The following is a 14,067-nucleotide window of genomic DNA, read 5'->3' as shown; positions in this document are numbered from 1 at the left end:
CTCCGGGGGGCCGGGGCATTTTTCCGAGATGCTATACACACCATGTATACACTCTGTGTATAGAAGGGCACGCATGTACGGCAAGGCTTCCGCCCCGGAGTACCAGGGCGCCCTGACCACCCTGTCCGTGAACTCCTCGCTGGTCGATGTGCTGGCCGAGGGCACCGAACGGCTGCGCGAGGCCGAGCGCTCCGGGCGGCCCGACGAGGCGGCGCGCTGCGGGCTCGCCGTGGCCGAGGCACACCGGCGGCTCGGCCAGGTGCGCGAGGCCGACCGGGCCTGGAAGGCGAGTTACCGGGCCGCGCGGGGCGCCGGGGACACCGCGGCGATGGCGTGGGCGCTGTGGAGCGGCGGCACCCTGGCCCGGCAGCGCGGGGCGTTCCCGCTGGCCTGGCGGCTGCTCGGGCTGGCGGCCGAACTCGGCGAGCAGGGCGGCGACATCGTTGTCCGCGGCTACTCGCTGGCCGGCCTCGCGGAGACCGGCCGGATCCAGGGTGACTACGCGGCGGTCGGCCGTCTGCACGAGCAGCTGCTGGCCGAGGCCCGCCGGCGCGGGGAGGCCCGGCACACGGTGTGGGCGCTGGAGGGCATCGCGCAGATGCACCGCAACACCGGGGAGTACGACAGGGCGTACGCGCTGTTCGAGGAGGCGGCGCAGATAGCCGAGCGGGCCGAGGACCGGCGCGGCCACGCCTGGGCGCTGCGCGGACTCGCGGACATCGTCTCGGTGCGCGACGGCGACACCGAGGGGGCCCTGGCGCTGCTGTCGCGGGCGGAGACGTCCTGCCGGGCGATGAACCTGTCCAGCGCGCTCGCCTACAACCACAAGATGCGCGGCAACGTCCTCTACCGCGCCGGGCGTTACGCCGAGTCCCGGGACCTGTACGAGCTGGCCCTGGCGGAGTTCCGCGCGATGAGCGAGCCGCGCGGCGAGGCACTGGCCCGGCTCGGTCTGGCCAAGGCGCTGTTCCGGCTGGGCCGCGACCGGGCCCGGACGGCGGCCGAACTGGCCGATCTGGCCCGCACGCTGGAACGCAGCGGGCTGCGGCACGCGCGGGCCATGGTGGCCCGGACGCAGCAGGAGTTCGGCCTGGACGCGGAGGTCGTACGATGACACCGCTTCCCCCGGCGGTGCAGGCACCGCCGTCCGCCCCCGAAGTCCTGGCCCGCTGCCGGGAGTTGGTCCGCCCCGCGCTGACGGAGGCGGTGGGCCGGCTGCATCCGTGGGTGGCCGAGTTGGCCGCGTACTCCTTCGGCTGGTGCGAGGTCGGCGGTGCCGGCGCGGCCGCGTCCGGCGGCAAGGGCGTACGGCAGGCGCTGGCGGTGCTCGGCGCCGAGGCGGCGGGCGCCGACGCGCGGGCCGGGGTGCCCGCGGCGGTCGCGGTGGAGCTGGTGCACGCCTTCTCGCTGCTGCACGACGACGTCATGGACGGCGACGCGACCCGGCGCGGCCGCCCCGCCGTCTGGAAGGCGTACGGCACGGGCCCGGCGGTCCTCGCCGGTGACGCCCTGTTCGCCCTCGCGGTCGAGACCCTCGCCGCCGCGCCGGGCGGACCCGGTGCCGTACGGCTGCTGTCCACGGCCCTGGCCGATCTGGTGCGCGGGCAGGCCGACGACCTGCTGTTCGCCGCACGGCCCTTCGCCGGGCCGGAGCGGGTGACGCCGGGCGAGTACCGGGCGATGGCGGAGCACAAGACGGGCGCGCTGCTGGGCTGTGCCATCGCGCTCGGTGCCGCGCTGGGCGGCGCTCCCGGGCCGACGGTCGCCGCGCTTGACCAGGCGGGGCGCCATCTTGGCGTCGCCTTCCAGCTGGTGGACGACGTGCTGGGCATCTGGGGCCGCCCGGACGTGACCGGCAAACCCGTGGGCGGCGATCTGCGCGAGCGCAAGAAGACCTTCCCGGTCCTGGCCGCCCTCGGCTCCCCCGCCGCCCGCCGGCTGCCCGCCCTGCTGGACGCCGGACGGACCGAGGAGGCGGCCGCGCTCGTCGAAGAGGCCGGCGGCCGGGCGGCCGCCCTGGCCGAGGCCGACACCCACACGGCCGCCGCGCGCACCCTGCTGGTGGGCCTGCCCCTGACCACCGCCGGTGCCGGGGAGCTGTTCCGGCTGCTGGACTTCCTGGCGGGCCGAGACCTCTGAACCCCGGCCCTCCGACGGCCGTGGCGGCCTGCGCCGCGTCCGGGTGTTTACCGTCGGTTACCCGCAGGTCGATACCCGGCCGCACGCCACCTTCCCAAACTCGCAAACCTTTTCGACAGGTTGAACAAAAGGCAGAACTGGAGCAGGAGTTGCGGATGCTTTGAACGCTCCCCCGCGCGCCCCGCGTACCTCTGCACAAGACGAGGCAGGGGTTTCAGCGAGGGATGACCATGGTCAAGGCGCACGTCTCCGCACACGAGTTGGTCGCCGGACGGTACCGGCTCCTGGAGGTCTTCTCCCGCGAGACGAACCGCCAGTGGTGGTACGCGGAGGACGTGCCGGTGAACCGGCCCCGGCTGGTGGCCCAGACCGGCCTGCCGGACACCGCCGACCGGGACACCGTACGACGCGCCACGTCCCGGGTCGTCCGGACCTCCGAGACCATGCGGCTGCTGCGGCCCGGCCGGGTCGCCACCGTCGTCGACGCCGTCGTGGAGGGGGGCAGCCTGTGGACGGCGGTCGAGTGGATCGACGGCACTCCCCTCGGTGAACTCCTCGGTGCGGAGGGCCCGTTCAACCCGGTCCGCGCGGCCCGGATCGGCCTCGAGATCCTCGACGTGCTCCAGTCGGCGCACGACGAAGGCATCACCCACGGCGAGCTGAGCCCCGGCCAGATCTTCGTGCGGGACGGGGAACAGGTCGTGGTCGCCGGGTTCGGTCTCGCGGGCACGACCCTGGCCCCGAGGGTCACCGCACCGTCGTACGCCTCCCCGGAACAGGCCCGCGACGAGCGCATCGGACCGGCCGCCGACCTGTGGGCACTGGGCGCGATCCTCTACACGATGGTCGAGGGCCGGCCGCCCTTCCGCGACCGCGGCCGCCCCGAGGCCACCTTGAAGGCCGTGGACCGACTGCCGCTGCGCAGCCCGCTGCGCACGGGCCCGCTCACCCAGACCGTGCAGGGGCTGCTGCGCAAGAACCCCCGCGAGCGGCTGACCCGTACGGTGGTCCGCGAGGCCCTGACCCGTGCCCTGGACGAGGACGCCGACGCCGACCGGTCCCTCGCCCCCGTGCCCCGGCTCCGCGACGCCTACACGGCCGTACGGCACACCGGTCCGGTACGCGGCAGGCGCATGTGGGCCGCCGGGAGCGCCCTGGCCCTCATCACCGTGGCCACGGCCGTGCTGGCCGCCGTCCACCTCCTGCCCGGCACCTCCACGTCGGCGGCGCCGTCCCGGCCGACGGCCACGGCCACCCCGCCGGCCGGCCGCACGGAGACCGGCCCCACCCCGACATCCACCCCCGGCTCCGGCGCCTCCTCCGCCCTGCCGGCCGGATACCGCCCGTACGCCGCCCCCGAGGGCTTCACGGTGGCCCTGCCCTCGGGCTGGAAGCGGCTGGCCACCGCGCGTGGTGCCGACCGTGCCTACCGCGTCACCTTCGGCGCGGGCGGCGACTCACCGACGCTCGCGGTGACCTACAGCGAACGCGTGGGCCCGGATCCGGTCGCCGTGTGGCGGGACGACGTCGAGCCCGGCCTGGAGCGGCTCGGCGGCTACCACCGCGTCGGCACCCTGAAGGCCACCACCTACCGGGGGCGCAAGGCCGCCGACCTGGAATGGCTGTCCGGGACCGGCGACGCACGGCTCCACACCCTCGGGCGCGGCTTCCTGCTGGACGCCGGCCGCGGCTGCTCGCTGCGCTTCACCACCCCGGCGGCGGACTGGGACGACGCCGCCAACCGGCTCGCCCTGAAGACCTTCCTGGAGACCTTCCGCGAACCGAGGCAGTGACCCCGCCACCCTCGACCCCCGCCGAGCCCGGCTCGGCCTGTCCTGGCTCGGCCTGGCAAAGCATCGTCAATGAGTCCATATAGGCTTCCTGCCTGTGCCCGGACACCCGGGTGCCGTCCCACCGAGCCATCGAGCCATGCCTGCAGGAGAGTCATCCGTGACCCTGGTCATCGACCCGTCCGAGACGTCCGCGCCCGCCCCGGCGCCCCTGTCCGACCTCGTGGCGCGCGACGCGCGCGAGTTCGGCGTCTACGCGCGCACCGGCGGCTGGGCCTTCGCGCTGATGGTGGCGCGCAGCGTGCGGCCCGGCGGGCAGGCGGCCGGTGAGACGCCGAAGGTTTCGGCGAAGGAGTTCGCGGAGCTGGCCGGCTGCTCGCCCGAGCGGGTCATGCGCTACTACAAGGCCTGGGACCGGGCGGCCGACGACGGTCTCGTCCCGCACTTCGAGGCGCTCGAACCCGGCCAGGACGTCGAACTGCCGGACGCCGACGTGTGGCTGAGCTACTACACCTCCCGCAACAGCGGCACGTCCGAGCGCGGCACCGCCATCGCCCAGGCCGCCGAGGCCGAGGGCATCCGCCCCACCAAGGCCCTGGAGGTCGCCGAGAACCCGACCGCGCTGCGCGCCGCGATCCTCGCCGACCCCTCCACCGCACGGGCCGCCCGTTCGGCCCTGCTGGACCGGCTCAAGGAGGACCCGGACCTGCAGGCCGAGCTGGCCCGCGACGTCGTACGCACCGACGACCTGAAGAAGGCCGTCGCCAGCGAGAGCCGGGCCGCCGACCGGATCGGCTATGTCCGCCAGATCGCCGAGTCCGGGCAGATCAGGACCCCGGCCGGGCAGACGGTGGACGCGCCCGCCGAACTACGCGAGGAGGCCGAGCGGCATCTGTCGCTGATCGACGAGCTGGACGACACCGAGGACACCGGCGAGTGGGCCACCGAGGCCTACGACACCCTGCGGAACCTGGTCGCCGAGACGGTCGAGGCCGACCCCGAACTGCGCGTCCAGGAACGGCGGACGAAGTTCTACAGCAGCCTGCAGAAGGCGACCCGGGCGTTCGAGGAACTGACCTTCGACGACGCCCAGGACTTCTACGAGGACGACATGGTCCAGCGCCTGGAGGAACTCCAGCAGGCCATCGGCGGCTGCCTGGCCGCGCTGCGCGGAGCCCGCGAGGGCCGGCCGCGGGGCTGAACGGCTCACGGGCGGGAGCACCGGCGCCCGGTGCGGACTGAGTAGCCGTACTCATGCCCGTGCGCGCCGGCGGCCGCCACGATGGGGCTCCTTCCTCCCTCCGGCAAGGAGCCCGCCATGACCGCAGTGCATCCCGCCCCGCGTACCGCGCCGCGCCGCGTGCCGCCCGCCCTCTTCGCGGCCGCGGTGGCCGTGGGCCTCGCCGTGTCGGCGTGGGACGTGCGCGACCGCACGACGTGGTTCCTGGAGACCTTCTGGGCGCTGCTCGGGCTGCCCCTGGTGGTGCTGGTGTGGCGGCGTTTCCCGCTGACCGGGCTGCTGTGCGGACTGCTGGCCGTGCACGCGCTGGTCCTCGCCGTCGGCGGCCACTACACGTACGCCCAGGTACCGGCGGGCGACTGGTTGCGGGACACCTTCGGCCTGTCCCGCAACCCGTACGACCGCTTCGGCCATCTGATGCAGGGCTTCGTGCCGGCCGTCCTGGTGCGCGAACTGCTCAGCCGTACCTCGCCGCTGCGCGGCAGCCGCTGGCTGGCGCCGCTCACCGTGTGCGCCTGCCTCGCCTTCAGCGCCTGCTTCGAACTGCTGGAGTGGGCCGCGGCCGTGATCGGCGGGCACGGCGCGGACGCGTTCCTCGCCACCCAGGGCGATGTGTGGGACACCCAGTGGGACATGTTCTGCGCCCTGATCGGGGCGGTGGTCTCGCTGCTGGTGCTCAGCCGGGTGCACGACCGTCAGCTGGCGGCGCTGGAGTCAGCGCCTCCTGTAATGACGCCGTGACCACAGCGGAAGCGCGTACCAGCACAGCAGGTACCAGGCGACGACCCCCGCGACCAGCCAGGGCACGAAGCCGCCGTGCGTGGCCACCCGGAGGATGAGCACCAGCGAGGCCGTCATGGTGGCGAGCAGCAGGAACAGGCCGACCTTGGTCAGCCGGGACGCCAGCCGCACCGCCTGGGGCTTCACCCGCAGCCCCGAGACCAGGCGGTGCAGCGACACCGGCCCCACGAGGGCGCCGGTGGCCGCCGCGCCCAGCACGACGGTGACGATGTAGATGGCCTTGTCCGCGTGGGCGAGCCGGTCGTACTTCGGCTGGAAGACGACGGTCAGCAGGAAGCCGAACAGGATCTGCACACCGGTCTGGGCCACCCGGACCTCCTGGATGAGTTCGCCCCACATCCGGTCGGCCCGCTCCTCCTCGGTCTCGTCGCGCCCCCTGCGCCTCGGCTCCTCGGTCATGCGGTGCGTGTAACCGTCCGGCCGTTCGTTGAAACAGGGGGCCCGGCGGACGCTACCAGCGGTGCTCGACCTGGTCCTTGATCCTGCGGTCGTACAGCTCGCGGATCGCGGTGACCGTCTCCTCGGGCAGCGGGGGCAGCTTTCCGGCGGCCGCGTTGGCGCGGGCCTGCTCCGGGTTGCGGGCGCCGGGGATGACCGTGGTCACGCCGGGCTGCTCGATGATCCAGCGCAGCGCCAGCTGGGCCGGGGTCCAGCCCTCGGGGGCGAGCGCGGCGAACTCGGCGGCCGCTTCGACGCCCTGCGCGAAGTCGACGCCGGAGAACGTCTCGCCCTGGTCGAAGGCCTCGCCGTGCCGGTTGTAGGTGCGGTGGTCGTCGGCCGCGAAGACCGTGTCCTTGGTGTACTTGCCGGACAGCAGACCGGAGGCGAGCGGGACGCGCGCGATGATGCCGACGCCCGCCTCCCGGGCGGCCGGGAGCACCTCGTACAGGGGCTTCATGCGGAACGGGTTGAGGATGATCTGCACGCTCGCCACGTTCGGCCGGGCGATCGCGGTCAGCGCCTCGGCGCAGGTCTCCACGCTCACGCCGTACGCGGCGATCCGCTCCTCCGCCACCAGGGTGTCGAGGGCGTCGAACACCTCGTCCGAGGAGTAGACCGGGGTGGGCGGGCAGTGCAGCTGGACCAGGTCGAGGCGGTCGACGCCGAGGTTGCGGCGGGAGCGGTCGTTCCAGGCGCGGAAGTTGTCCAGGACGTAGTTCCCGGGGATCTGCTCGACCCGGCGGCCCATCTTGGTGGCCACGAGCACGTGCAGGTCGGGCCGGCCGCTCAGGAAGGTGCCGATGATCTCCTCGCTGCGCCCGTCGCCGTACACGTCGGCCGTGTCGAAGAAGGTGACCCCCGACTCGGCCGCCGTCTCCAGGACGGACAGGGCCTCCTTGTCGTCCACGTCGCCCCAGTCGGCGCCCAGCTGCCACGTGCCGAGTCCGACGACCGATGCCCGCTGTCCCGACCTGCCCATCACGCGTTCGTCCATGGCGCCAGTGTGTCATCCGCCACCGGCCGGTGCGGAGTGCGTCACTCCGGCGGACAGCCCGAGCGTTTTTCACCCGCATGGGTGATATGGGTCGATGGAACGCCAGGAATCGTCAAGCGATGCCCAGCGTGAACCCGTGATCGATCGTCCGGTGGACAACTCCCCCTCCGCCAGTGGTGGTTCGGTGCCGTTCAGCCGCCGCGGCCCGCTGCGCGCCGCCGCTGCGCCGGCCGCCGTACCCGTGCTGCTCGCGGCCGACCCGGCCGTCGCCGCGGCCGAACTCCCCGGCTTTCCGACGGAGGTGACGCTCTACCGGTCGGCGTACCGCAACTGGTGGGCGAGATCACCGCCGACGGGCTGTGGGCCTGCGCGTCGACCGGTCCGGAGCAGGTGCTCGCCGTCGTCGACTGGGCGTGGCACAGCGGATGGCGGGTGCGTGCGCGGGGCCGCTCGCACGACTGGTCGCCACTCACGGTCACCGAGGGGACGACGGCGGACACGCCGGTCCTGCTCGTCGACACCGCACCCCATCTGACCCGGGCTGGCGCTGGCGGTGATCGTGGTGCTGCGTGGCGTGGCGCGTGCCGCACATGCTTTGGCTTCATGGATTACCTTGATTCCAGGCATTGGACGTATGCGAGCCGACCACCGACCCTTGCTGACATCACGGATTCCCCGGAGCGACAAGGAGCCGGTCATGACCACCCGATGGAATGCCGCCGAAGGGCGCATCGAGACGACCGCGCGCGGACGCGCCGTGCTCTCCCAGCCCCGGCTGAACCGTGGCACCGCCTTCACCCACGAGGAGCGGCAGGCACTCGGCCTGCAGGGTCTGGTTCCGCCGGCCGTGCTGACCCTGGAACAGCAGGCCGAGCGGGCGTACCAGCAGTACGCGGCACAGCCGACCGATCTGGCCAAGAACGTCAATCTCATGGCGCTGCACGACCGTAACCAGGTGCTTTTCTACCGACTGCTCGGTGACCACCTCGACGAGATGCTGCCCATCGTCTACACCCCGACCGTCGGCAGGGCGATCGAGCGCTACAGCTACGAGTACCGGCGCCCGGCCGGCGTGTATCTGTCGGTCGACGCCCCTGAGGAGATCGAGGGCGCGCTGAAGGCCTCCGGTCTGGGCGCGGACGACGTGGACCTGATCGTCGCCACGGACGGCGAGGCGATCCTCGGCATCGGCGACTGGGGGGTGGGCGGCATCGACATCGCGGTCGGCAAGCTCGCCGTGTACACCGCCGCGGGCGGCGTGGACCCGAACCGCACGCTGGCGGTCATGCTGGACGTCGGCACCAACCGCGAGGAACTGCTGGAGGACCCGCTCTACCTGGGCAACCGGCACCCGCGCGTGGACGAGAAGACGTACGACGCCTTCATCGACGCCTACGTCACCACCGCCCGCCGGCTCTTCCCGAACGCCCTCCTGCACTGGGAGGACTTCGGCGCGGCCAACGCCCGCCGCATCCTGGACCGTTACCGCGACGACGAGTTCACCTTCAACGACGACGTCCAGGGCACCGGCGCCGTCAACCTCGCGGCCGTGCTCTCCGGCGTCAAGGCCAGCGGTGTGCCGCTGCGCGACCACCGCGTCGTGATCTTCGGTGCGGGCACCGCCGGCATCGGCATCGCCGACCAGCTGCGCGACGCCATGGTCGCCGACGGGCTGAGTCCCGAGCAGGCCACCGCCCGCATCTACGGCGTCGACCGCCACGGCCTGCTCACCGAGGGCCAGGAGGGCCTGCGCGACGTCCAGACGCGCTACACCCGCCCGGCCACCGAGGTCGCCGACTGGCGCCGGGACGAGAAGGTGGGCGGCATCCCGCTGGCCGAGGTCGTCGCGCGCGTGCGCCCGACCGTGCTGATCGGCACCTCCGGCCAGGGCGGCGCCTTCACCGAGGACATCGTCCGTACGATGGCCGCCCACGCCGAGCGCCCGATCATCCTGCCGATGTCCAACCCGACCCGGCTGGCCGAGGCCGTCCCCGCCGACGTGCTGACCTGGACCGACGGCCGTGCGCTGATCGCCACCGGCAGCCCCTTCCCCGCGGTCGTGCACGACGGTGTCCGGTACCGGATCGGGCAGGCCAACAACGCGCTGATCTTCCCGGGCCTGGGGCTGGGCGCGATCGTCGCCCGGGCCGACCGCGTCACCGACGGCATGCTGGCCGCCTCCGCGCACGCCGTCGCCGGGCAGACCGACGCCACCGCCCCCGGCGCCCCGATTCTGCCGCTCACCGGCCGGCTGCGGGAGACGTCGGTCGCGGTCGCCGTCGCCGTCGCCCGGGCCGCAGCCGCCGACGGGGTCGCCTGCGCGACCGTCGACGACTCCATCGAGGACCGCGTCCGGGCCGCCATGTGGCAGCCGGTCTACCCGCCCGTCAAGGCCGTCTGACGTCCCCGCAGCGGCCGGCCGTACAGGCGTCAGTCATGCCCAGGTGACCTGAATGGGCGGAATCCGATGCGGTGAGAGAATGGGGCCATGGATCTCCAGGTACTGCGGTCCTTCCAGGCCGTGGCCGAGGGAAGCACGGTGACCGAGGCCGCGGCCGACGCCCGTGTCACCCAGCCCGCCCTCTCCCGGGCCCTGAACCGGCTGGAGCGAGAGGTCGGCGCGGAGCTCTTCCAGCGCGTCGGCCGCGTGCTGCGCCTCACCCCGGCCGGACGGGTGTTCAAGGAGTACGTCGATGCCGTGCTCGACAGTTACGACCGGGGCCTGCGGGCCGTGGCCGAGGTCGTCGACCCCGACGCGGGCGTGGTCTCGCTGGCCTTTCTGCACACCCTGGGCACCTGGCTGGTGCCGAAGCTGGTCGACGGCTTCGGCCGGGACTTCCCCGGCGTCCGGTTCGAACTGCACCAGGCGGACGAGAACAGTCTCGCCCAGCGCCTCCTCGACTCCACCGCGGACCTGATCATCACGGGCAAGGACCCCGGCCATCCGCTCATCGCCTGGCGACGGCTCCTGGTCGAACCCCTCTGGCTCGCCGTCCCCACCCGTCACCGCCTCGCACAGCGCCGGCGCGTCCGCCTGGCCGAGGTCGCCGACGAGCGGTTCATCGTGCTCAAGCCCGGCTACGGCCTGCGCGGCAGCACCGAGACACTGTGCCGCCAGGCCGGGTTCAGCCCGCTCGTCGGCTTCGAGGGCGAGGAGGTGGAGACCCTGCGCGGCCTGGTCGCGGCCGGTCTCGGCGTGTCCCTGATCCCGGTCTCCCCGGGCGCCGCGACGGCTGCGGAGACCAACCCGGACCTCCCCATCCGCTACCTGGAGGTCACCGACGTCCACGGCGCCCGCGACATCGGCATCGCCTGGCCGGCCGCCCGCACCCTGCCCCCGGCCCCACAGCGGTTCATCGACCACGCGCTTCGCGCCACGGCCGAACCGGGACGGGGGCCCGGGGGGCGCGCCTGAAGGGCCTCGGACCGGGGGAGAACTACGGGCGGAAGTAGTGCCCTTCGTCGAGGTCCGCGAGGAGTCCGGCCTCGCGCGGCTCCCAGCCGAGCAGTTCGCGCGTCAGCGTGCTCGACGTGGGGTTGTCGAGCGCGGCGAAGCGGCCGAGGAAACCGAAGTGGTCCAGGGCCTGCTCGGGGGACACGCCGACGACGGGCACGTCCAGGTGGCGGCCGATGACCTCGGCGATGTCCCGGAACGGCACGCCCTCCTCGTCGTTCGCGTGCAGCCGTGCGCCGGCGGGGGCCTTCTCCAGGGCGAGCCGGAAGAGGCGGGCGGCGTCGAGCCGGTGGACGCCCGGCCACCGGTTGGCCCCGTCGCCGACGTAGGCCGACACGCCCTTGTCCCGGGCGATCCGGATCAGGCGCGGTACGAAGGCCTGGTCGCCGCGCCCGTGCACGGTCGGGGCGAGCCGGACCAGCGAGCTGCGCACCCCGCGCTCGGCCAGCGCCGTCGTCTCCTCCTCGGACGCGGTCCGGTGCGTGCCCGCGGCGGGCCCCTCCTGCTCCGTGGCGAGTCGGCCGGACGCGACGATCCCCGTGCCCGAGGTGACCACGAAGGGCCGGTCCGAGCCCGCGAGGGCGGCGCCGATGGCCCGGATGGCATCCAGGTCGGTGGCGCCCGCGGCATTGAGGTCGACGAAGTCGTGGATGAACGCCAGGTGAATGACCCCGTCGGCATCGGCCGCCGCACGGGCCAGCCCTTCGGGGTCGTCCAGGTTGCCCCGGTGCACCTCGGCCCCGGCCTCCTTCAGCGCGGCCGCCCCCGCGTCCGAACGGGCGAGGCCGACGACCTCGTGCCCGGCGCCGATGAGTTCCGGAACCACTGCGGAACCGATGAATCCGGTGGCTCCTGTGACGAATACCCGCATGATGGTGTGCTCCTTGAACAGCCAGGAAGGCTGACGTCGCTGGTCGGTGGGAGTGCTCTCATCCTTCGTCCGGGCGGGCGGCCCCGTCCAAAGCCTGTTTCGTATCGGGCAATGCGTTTCTGGCATCACCACAGATGGCAGGCATGATCAGCGGGTTCACGGCCATCGGGGGGCAGTACGCTCGAGGCATGACCGACTTCTCCTCCGCGGCCGACCTCGACCTGAGGCTGGTGCGGTACTTCACGGTCGTCGCCGAGCACCGGCACTTCGGCCGCGCCGCCGCCGCACTGCACATCACCCAGCCGTCCCTCAGCCGTCAAGTACGGCGTCTTGAGCAGGAGTTGGGTGCCCGGCTGCTGGACCGCACCCCGCAGGGCACCCGGCTCACCGAGGCGGGCGAGGTCTTCCTGCCGCGCGCCAAGTCGCTGCTGCGCTCCGCCGCGCAGGCCGCCGCCGCGGCCCGGGCCGCCGCCCGGCCGAGCCGGATCACCATCGGCTACACCACCGGCGTCTTCGTCACCCCGGCCGTACGGGACCTGCGGCGCCGGTTCCCGGACGCCGACGTGCGGACCACGCACCTGCGCTGGCACGAGGCGCGGGAGGCACTGCTCGACCACCGCGTGGACGCGCTCGTGGCCCGGCTGCCGTTCGCCACTGAGGGCCTGCGGGTGACGATCCTCTACGACGAACCGCGCGTCCTGGTCGTGCCGCGCGACCACCGGCTGGCCGGCAAGGAGTCGGTGACCGTGGACGACATCGCCGACGAGCCCCTCCCCCGCGTCCCGGACCGGCTGTGGGACGCGTTCTGGCGCATCGACCCCCGGCCCGACGGCAGCCCGGCGCCGGACGGCCCGTACGTCGACGACATCGAGGACAAGTTCGAACTCGTCGCCTCCGGGCAGGCGGTGGCGATCGCGGCGGGCGTCCCCGGCATGCCGACGCGCCCCGACCTGACCGCGATCCCCCTGCACGGCGTCGAACCGAGCCATGTCGCGCTGGCCACCCGCGCGGGCGACGGCAGCCGACTGCTCGCCGCGTTCCGCAGATCCGCGGAAGCCCTGCTGACCGGCCCCGGGTCCGAGGGGTGACTCAGTCGCCGGGCGTCAACTGCTCCTGTACGAGGGGCCCGTGGCGGTCGGCGATGGTGTCGACGTCGGTCTCGCGCAGGTGCGGTCCCCGCGCGATGCCGTACATCACGCCGAGGCCGACGAGGGCGGCGACGGCAAGTTCGGCGCGCAGGCCCGCGTCCGCTCCGGTGAGCCGGGCGGCGAGGCGTTCGGTGACCTGGGCGCGGAAGTTGGCGCGCAGGACGTCGCCGTGGTCCCCGTGCAGCGGCGCGAAGGCGATGCGCAGCAGCGGGTCGGCGCCGAGTGGCCATTCACCCAAGTCGAACCCTCGGCCCTCGGAACGCCTCAAACGCCTTGGACGCCCAGACCCCCCGGACGCCCAGACGCCTGACGTCGGCCGCCCGTCAGGCGAGGTTCTTCTCCAGCGCGGTCAGATAGCCGCGCATGAAGTGGTCGCGGACGCCGTCGGAGGCGGGGGCGAGGAAGTCGGCGGTCAGTCCCCTGGCCCGGTCGCCGAGTGCCGACAGCATCGGCATCGTCTCGTGCACCTTGCCGTGCGAGTCGATGTAGCGCAGCGTCCTGACGTGGGTGAAGACGGGCTCTGGGGGGAGTTCGGGAACGATGTCGTTGTTGTTGACGAACCGGTACATGCGCCCGCCGAAGCCCTTGTTGAACGCCTCGGCCAGCTGCCGGTCGCAGGTGCGGGGCTGACCGTAGGTGTAGACGCCGTCCGCGGCCAGGTGCGGCTCCTCCAGGTAGAGGCGGGCGCCGGCCAGCATGGCGAGGGCTCCGCCCAGGCTGTGTCCGGTGAAGTAGACGGTCTGCCCGTCGGTGCGCAGCTCCGCGAGCGCGTCGTGGACGGCCGGGTGGACGGAGGCCAGGGCCTCGGCGAACCCGTGGTGGACGTAGCCGTTGCCGCCGGGTCCGGGCCAGGGCGGGGTGGTGGCGTCGGAGAGCCAGTCCTTGATCTGGGCGGGCTCGGTGCCGCGGAACGCCGTGACGATCATCCGGTCGCCGGCCATGGTGTACGCCTGGGTGTCCTGCAGCGGGAAGGGCGGCGTGAAGGTCGTCTGGTGATGCCGCACCTGGTCGAACCCCCACTGGGCGGCCTGCTGCTCGATGGTGGTCCGGTCCTTGTAGGCCAGGTCGGCCGCGCGGGCCAGCCAGTAGGCGCGCTCCAGGCTGTAGCCAGTGGAGGCGTGGTCGAACGAGGCGGGGGCGGGCATGGCGAGGGGCTCCTTCGGTGCGGGGGGACCGCCGGAAAGCGGTG

12 protein-coding genes and 2 pseudogenes are annotated in these 14,067 nt (G+C 73.2%); 9 read left to right on the top strand and 5 right to left on the bottom strand.

Going from position 1 to position 14,067, the window contains the following annotated elements:
- Positions 1 to 73 precede the first annotated feature (73 nt).
- The 5 genes from ABZ865_RS35475 to ABZ865_RS35455 all read left to right on the top strand — a co-directional run bounded on the left by ABZ865_RS35475 (position 74) and on the right by ABZ865_RS35455 (position 5,910).
- Positions 74 to 1,114, top strand: a complete 1,041-nt coding sequence (locus ABZ865_RS35475; protein WP_361239665.1) for a tetratricopeptide repeat protein — start codon at positions 74 to 76, stop codon at positions 1,112 to 1,114.
- The gene (locus ABZ865_RS35470) at positions 1,111 to 2,139 is read left to right on the top strand and encodes a polyprenyl synthetase family protein (RefSeq protein WP_361239663.1); all 1,029 of its coding nucleotides are present in this window, start codon (positions 1,111 to 1,113) and stop codon (positions 2,137 to 2,139) included. The genes ABZ865_RS35475 and ABZ865_RS35470 overlap by 4 nt, the downstream gene beginning before the upstream one ends.
- A gap of 224 nt (positions 2,140 to 2,363) precedes the next feature.
- Positions 2,364 to 3,932, top strand: coding sequence for a protein kinase (locus tag ABZ865_RS35465; RefSeq protein ID WP_361239661.1), 1,569 nt, complete (start codon positions 2,364 to 2,366; stop codon positions 3,930 to 3,932).
- A gap of 157 nt (positions 3,933 to 4,089) precedes the next feature.
- Entirely contained in the window at positions 4,090 to 5,130 is a 1,041-nt protein-coding gene (locus tag ABZ865_RS35460; protein WP_361239659.1) for a hypothetical protein, read from the top strand.
- A gap of 117 nt (positions 5,131 to 5,247) precedes the next feature.
- Positions 5,248 to 5,910 (top strand): DUF2238 domain-containing protein, encoded by a 663-nt coding sequence (locus ABZ865_RS35455; RefSeq protein ID WP_361239657.1) that lies wholly within the window; start codon positions 5,248 to 5,250, stop codon positions 5,908 to 5,910.
- On the opposite strand, the gene ABZ865_RS35450 is transcribed toward ABZ865_RS35455, so the two are convergent.
- A complete protein-coding gene (locus tag ABZ865_RS35450) occupies positions 5,884 to 6,369 on the bottom strand; it encodes a DUF6328 family protein (protein ID WP_361239655.1) in 486 nt (161 codons plus the stop codon). The two genes, ABZ865_RS35455 and ABZ865_RS35450, sit on opposite strands and share 27 nt — an antisense overlap.
- Before the next feature lie 52 nt (positions 6,370 to 6,421).
- The gene (locus ABZ865_RS35445; RefSeq protein ID WP_361239653.1) at positions 6,422 to 7,405 is read right to left on the bottom strand and encodes an aldo/keto reductase; all 984 of its coding nucleotides are present in this window, start codon (positions 7,403 to 7,405) and stop codon (positions 6,422 to 6,424) included.
- 94 nt (positions 7,406 to 7,499) lie between these two features.
- On the opposite strand from ABZ865_RS35445, the pseudogene ABZ865_RS35440 reads away from it, so the two are divergent.
- From ABZ865_RS35440 to ABZ865_RS35430, 3 genes and pseudogenes are all read left to right on the top strand, one after another.
- Positions 7,500 to 7,942 (top strand): annotated as a pseudogene (locus tag ABZ865_RS35440) (FAD-linked oxidase); the annotation flags it as partial.
- A gap of 160 nt (positions 7,943 to 8,102) precedes the next feature.
- On the top strand, positions 8,103 to 9,806 hold the full coding sequence (locus tag ABZ865_RS35435) for an NAD-dependent malic enzyme (protein ID WP_361239651.1): 1,704 nt from the start codon (positions 8,103 to 8,105) through the stop codon (positions 9,804 to 9,806).
- A gap of 87 nt (positions 9,807 to 9,893) precedes the next feature.
- Entirely contained in the window at positions 9,894 to 10,820 is a 927-nt protein-coding gene (locus tag ABZ865_RS35430; protein ID WP_361239650.1) for a LysR family transcriptional regulator, read from the top strand.
- Positions 10,821 to 10,842: 22 nt separating this feature from the next.
- Here ABZ865_RS35430 and ABZ865_RS35425 read toward each other — a convergent pair whose 3' ends face one another.
- Entirely contained in the window at positions 10,843 to 11,730 is an 888-nt protein-coding gene (locus ABZ865_RS35425; RefSeq protein ID WP_361239647.1) for an SDR family oxidoreductase, read from the bottom strand.
- Between the two features lie 188 nt (positions 11,731 to 11,918).
- On the opposite strand from ABZ865_RS35425, the gene ABZ865_RS35420 reads away from it, so the two are divergent.
- Positions 11,919 to 12,818 carry a LysR family transcriptional regulator gene (locus ABZ865_RS35420; protein ID WP_361239645.1) on the top strand — a complete coding sequence of 300 codons (900 nt, stop codon included), beginning with the start codon at positions 11,919 to 11,921 and terminating at the stop codon, positions 12,816 to 12,818.
- 1 nt (position 12,819) lies between these two features.
- Here ABZ865_RS35420 and ABZ865_RS35415 read toward each other — a convergent pair.
- Together ABZ865_RS35415 and ABZ865_RS35410 are read right to left on the bottom strand one after the other, a co-directional pair.
- Positions 12,820 to 13,098 (bottom strand): annotated as a pseudogene (locus tag ABZ865_RS35415) (TetR/AcrR family transcriptional regulator); the annotation flags it as partial.
- 103 nt (positions 13,099 to 13,201) lie between these two features.
- Positions 13,202 to 14,023, bottom strand: coding sequence for a lipase family protein (locus ABZ865_RS35410; protein WP_361239643.1), 822 nt, complete (start codon positions 14,021 to 14,023; stop codon positions 13,202 to 13,204).
- Positions 14,024 to 14,067: the final 44 nt, after the last annotated feature.

Origin of the sequence: Streptomyces sp. NPDC047085, from assembly GCF_040643735.1 — a bacterium.
GTDB lineage: Bacteria > Actinomycetota > Actinomycetes > Streptomycetales > Streptomycetaceae > Streptomyces.
Note: the sequence above shows the minus strand (reverse complement) of the source record. Positions and strands in the feature narration are given on the sequence as shown.

Excerpts from the sequence above, each read along its gene's own strand:
- ABZ865_RS35475 (WP_361239665.1), top strand. The coding sequence starts at position 74 with ATGTACGGCAAGGCTTCCGCCCCGGAGTACCAGGGCGCCCTGACCACC.
- ABZ865_RS35470 (WP_361239663.1), top strand. The coding sequence starts at position 1,111 with ATGACACCGCTTCCCCCGGCGGTGCAGGCACCGCCGTCCGCCCCCGAA.
- ABZ865_RS35465 (WP_361239661.1), top strand. The coding sequence starts at position 2,364 with ATGACCATGGTCAAGGCGCACGTCTCCGCACACGAGTTGGTCGCCGGA.
- ABZ865_RS35455 (WP_361239657.1), top strand. The coding sequence starts at position 5,248 with ATGACCGCAGTGCATCCCGCCCCGCGTACCGCGCCGCGCCGCGTGCCG.
- ABZ865_RS35450 (WP_361239655.1), bottom strand. The coding sequence starts at position 6,369 with ATGACCGAGGAGCCGAGGCGCAGGGGGCGCGACGAGACCGAGGAGGAG.
- ABZ865_RS35445 (WP_361239653.1), bottom strand. The coding sequence starts at position 7,405 with ATGGACGAACGCGTGATGGGCAGGTCGGGACAGCGGGCATCGGTCGTC.
- ABZ865_RS35435 (WP_361239651.1), top strand. The coding sequence starts at position 8,103 with ATGACCACCCGATGGAATGCCGCCGAAGGGCGCATCGAGACGACCGCG.
- ABZ865_RS35430 (WP_361239650.1), top strand. The coding sequence starts at position 9,894 with ATGGATCTCCAGGTACTGCGGTCCTTCCAGGCCGTGGCCGAGGGAAGC.
- ABZ865_RS35425 (WP_361239647.1), bottom strand. The coding sequence starts at position 11,730 with ATGCGGGTATTCGTCACAGGAGCCACCGGATTCATCGGTTCCGCAGTG.
- ABZ865_RS35420 (WP_361239645.1), top strand. The coding sequence starts at position 11,919 with ATGACCGACTTCTCCTCCGCGGCCGACCTCGACCTGAGGCTGGTGCGG.
- ABZ865_RS35410 (WP_361239643.1), bottom strand. The coding sequence starts at position 14,023 with ATGCCCGCCCCCGCCTCGTTCGACCACGCCTCCACTGGCTACAGCCTG.